General features: G+C 72.0%; 3 protein-coding genes. All 3 read right to left on the bottom strand.

Annotated elements, in window-relative coordinates:
• Positions 1–45 precede the first annotated feature (45 nt).
• Positions 46–1,788, bottom strand: a complete 1,743-nt coding sequence (locus VR44_RS30770; RefSeq protein ID WP_045950903.1) for an ABC transporter substrate-binding protein — start codon at positions 1,786–1,788, stop codon at positions 46–48.
• A gap of 214 nt (positions 1,789–2,002) precedes the next feature.
• Positions 2,003–2,098 carry an Ms4533A family Cys-rich leader peptide gene (locus VR44_RS48960; protein WP_342669409.1) on the bottom strand — a complete coding sequence of 32 codons (96 nt, stop codon included), beginning with the start codon at positions 2,096–2,098 and terminating at the stop codon, positions 2,003–2,005.
• A 71-nt stretch (positions 2,099–2,169) separates the two neighbouring features.
• A partial coding sequence (locus VR44_RS30765; RefSeq protein WP_045950902.1) for a DUF3152 domain-containing protein occupies positions 2,170–3,295 on the bottom strand: 1,126 nt, incomplete at its 5' end.

The following is a 3,295-nucleotide window of genomic DNA, read 5'->3' as shown; positions in this document are numbered from 1 at the left end:
GGGCGGGGGCCCCGTTCGCGGGCGCCGGCCGGTCGAGGAACGTGCTCACTTGACGGCGACCTGCGAGATGTCGAGGACGCCGGTCCAGTCGCTGATGACGACGTTCTTGACGTCCTTGCCGACGAGCCGCTTGTAGACCGGGTGGAAGAGGGGCACGGCGAGGGCCTGCTCGCCGATCTTCTTGTCGAGGGCGCCCCAGCGCTTGCCTGCGGCGGCGAGGTCGGTGAGCTTGGCGATCTCGTCGATCTCGGCGTTGACGGCCGGGTCGTTGAGCTGGGCGTGGTTGTAGTTGGAGCCGTTGGTGACGATCTGCCGGCCGTCGTAGATCGGGGCGAGGAAGGGGCCGCCGGAGGGCCAGTCGGCGCCCCAGCGGGAGAGGAAGAAGCCGGGGGTGTTCTTGGCGTCCCAGCGGCGCTCGTTGAAGGCGTTGTTCTCCAGGCCTTCGAGCTTGACGGTGATCCCGGCGGCGGCGAGGGCCTGCTGGACGGCGGTGGCGATCTCGGGGCCGGTCTGGCGGTTCTGGGCGTTGGAGTGGGTGAGGGTGACGGTCAGGCCGTCGGGGAAGCCCGCCTCCTTCAGGAGCTCCTTGGCCTTGGCCGGGTTGCCGGTCTTGCCCGCCGGGAAGTGGTCGTAGGGCGTGTGGCCGAAGGCCTCGCGTTCGGGGAGGAAGGTGGTGGCCGGCTCGGCGAGGGCGGAGCCGCCGGCGGCGTTGACCACGCTGGTGCGGTTGATCGCGTAGGAGATGGCCTGGCGGACCTTCGGATTGTCGAAGGGGGCGACCTTGGGGTTGAAGGCCAGGTAGTTGACGTAGCCGAAGTGGCCGGTGCCGACGCGGGAGGCGAGTTCCTTGTTGTCGCCGATCTGGGCGAGTTCGGCGGGGCCGAGGTTGGTGTCGGTGGTGACGGCGGCGGCGTCGGGGCCGGAGCTGGTGGACAGCCGCTGGTTGATGACTGCGGCGTCGAGGCCGGAGCGGACGTCGATCCGGTCCGGGTAGGCCTTGCGCTCCTCGTCGGTCTTCGGGTCCCAGTTCTCGTTGCGTTCCAGCAGCAGGGTCTCGCCGTCGCCGGTGTTCTTGACCACCTTGTACGGACCGGAGGAGACGGGGTGCTCCTCGTACTTGACGCCGGTGTCCTTGGCCTTGGGGACGGGGGCGAACTGGGTCTGGGTGGCGAGGAAGGGGAACTCGCCCTCGGGCTTGCGGAGTTTGAAGACGATGGTCCTGTCGTCGGGGACGACGATGGAGTCGAGGCCCTTGCCGCCGTCCTTGTAGGGGCCCTCGTAGGTCTCTCCGCCGACGAGCCAGTCGCGCAGGTAGGGGGCGCCGCCGGAGAGTTCGGCGGCGAAGGAGCGCTCGATGCCGTACTTGATGTCGGCGGTGGTGATCGGGCTGCCGTCCTCGTACTTGAGGCCGTCCTTGAGGGTGTACGTCCACTCGGTGGCGTCGGCGTTGGGCTTGCCGAGGTCGGTGGCCAGGTCGGGGACGACCTTGGCGCCGGCCGGACCGTCCTCGCGGTTGCGGGTGGTCAGGGTGCGGAAGACCAGCGAGGGGACGTTTCCGCCGCCGGAGGTGTAGAGGCGGGCGGGGTCGAAGTCGTTCTGCGGTTCGGTGTTGAGGACGGTGAGGGTGCCGCCCTTCTGAGGGGCGCCGGCGGCGCCGGGCTTGCCGGAGGACTCGCCGCCGGAACCGCCCGCCGCGTCCTTGGGCCCGCACGCGGCGGCGCCCCCGGCCAGTACGAGGCTGACGGCGAGCGCGGCGACGCGGCGCGATATGTGGGACTGACGGGACATGACGGAAGGAACCTCTCGGCGTGAAGGGGTACGGAAGGGCCACGCGAGGGGCAGCAACGGGGATCACCGGCCGTGACGGGGGCCGGGGAAAAGGGGAAGCCGCGCCTGCGGGCAGGAGGAATGCCCGGGCGCGACGGAACCAGGAGGAGAAAAAAGGGGGGTCGCGGCGCTCAGGCTGGGGGTACCACCCGGGCCGCCAGGCCCAGGGGGAGCGTCAGCGACAGAGGATGTCGGCCACGCTGTGCGCGGCCACACCGAGGAGCGCCAGCTCGATGGCGGCGCTCGCGGCGGAGGTGTGGCGGTGCGACATGCGGAGAACAATTACCGATCATCGGACGGCTTGTCAACGCGAGTACCGGCCACCCCTCCGGCCCGATGCGGTCAATTCCCGGGAAATACCCAGGGATTGGGAAGGCAGTGAATGTTGTCGATGTCGAGGGATTTCGTCTGCTGCTGCATGATCGGCGCGAGGGAGCCCGGTTTGGTGCAGCTCACGTGCCCGTGTCCGAGGCGGTGGCCGACCTCGTGGTTGATGAGCATCTGCCGGTAGGCGAGCATCTGGTCGGCGCCGTAGGTCGGTGAGCCCTGCCCCCAGCGGAAGGCGTTGATCATCACGCGTTCGGTGCTGGCGGAGTCGCAGGAGACGTTGTCGATCGTGGTGTCCAGGTCGGATTTGGCGCACCAGGCGCCGGTGGTGCCGGGGCTGGCGAGGGTGATGACGAAGTCGGCCTTGCCCTCGGGCACCCGCTCGAAGGTCATCGCACCGTCGTGGCCCCAGCTGCGCGGGTCGTTGAGGGTGCGCTGGACGGCTTCCGCGAAGAGCTGCGCGTCCATGCCGAGGCCCTGTTCCACGTCGACCCGGTAGCGCACGACCTTGCCCTTGCCGGGGGCCTTGGCGACGCCGGGCACGGTGTCGAAGACGCCCGGGCCGGTGAGTTTGGCGTCGATGGGCAGCTGCTGCGCCATCTGCTGTTCGTAGGTCGGCGGCTGCGCGGGCGGCGGCGAGGCGGGGGTGGGGCGGCCGTCGGAGCGGGAGGCCGTCTTGTCGCCCGGCGCCCGCTGGGGGCCGTCGTCCCCGGCGGCGCGCGCGCCGGTGGCGGCCGGGTCGCCCTCGGTGGTGACCTGGTTCGCCACGACGACGGCGAGCACGGCGGTGACGGCCAGGGCGGCGACACCGGTGTAGACGCGGACCCGGGTGCTGCGGCCGTTCGCGGGCCGGCCGGCGCCGCCGGGCGCCGTGGGCTTACGGGGGCCCGGGACGCGGCGGTGGGACCCGGTGGAGGTGAGGGCTTCGGCGGCGGGGGCCGGCGGCTGCCCGGTGGTACGGGAGGACCCGGCCGCGGGGGCCCCGGCGGCCGGGGTGTCCGCGCCCGGGGCCGGAGCCGCGGCGGGGCGGGGGGTCCCGCGCCAGTCGCCGTACAGGGAGGCGGGGGCCGGGTCCGTACCCCAGGCGCCGCCCTCCTCGCGCTGCTCGGGGTGGCCGCCGGGGCGGGCCGGGGGCGGGACG

Origin of the sequence: Streptomyces katrae (genome assembly GCF_000966975.1) — a bacterium.
GTDB lineage: Bacteria > Actinomycetota > Actinomycetes > Streptomycetales > Streptomycetaceae > Streptomyces > Streptomyces katrae.
The sequence above is the reverse complement of the archived record's forward strand: the minus strand, read 5'-3'. Positions and strand labels throughout refer to the sequence as shown.

Bases quoted from the DNA above. Each gene is read 5' to 3' on its own strand.
- VR44_RS30770 (WP_045950903.1), bottom strand. From the start codon at position 1,788: ATGTCCCGTCAGTCCCACATATCGCGCCGCGTCGCCGCGCTCGCCGTC.
- VR44_RS48960 (WP_342669409.1), bottom strand. From the start codon at position 2,098: ATGTCGCACCGCCACACCTCCGCCGCGAGCGCCGCCATCGAGCTGGCG.